The following is a 270-nucleotide window of genomic DNA, read 5'->3' as shown; positions in this document are numbered from 1 at the left end:
TCCCAGATGCCCACGGAGATAATAAGAACAATGCAGCATTACCTACTTCTGTCTGGGTAATGTTACGTTGTAGTGGTGCGATTTTTTCGCTGACATCGAGCATTTTACGGAATGATTTGATACCACTAGCAGCAAGCGTACGGATAGGACCTTCTGAAATCGCATTAACACGGATGCCTTCACCGCCCATAGAGGTCGCAAGATAGCGTACACTGGCTTCAAGACTGGCCTTTGCCATGCCCATGACATTGTAGTTCGGCAATACTGAGA

1 protein-coding gene is annotated in these 270 nt (G+C 47.0%); it reads right to left on the bottom strand.

The annotated features are described in order from the left end of the window. On the bottom strand, positions 1-270 hold a 270-nt coding region (locus tag AAEY78_RS13275), incomplete at both ends, for an SDR family oxidoreductase (protein ID WP_352339769.1).

Source organism: Psychrobacter sp. 16-MNA-CIBAN-0192, from assembly GCF_040309565.1.
In the GTDB taxonomy this organism is placed as follows: Bacteria; Pseudomonadota; Gammaproteobacteria; order Pseudomonadales; family Moraxellaceae; genus Psychrobacter.
This window is presented reverse-complemented; position numbering and strand designations above follow the sequence as displayed.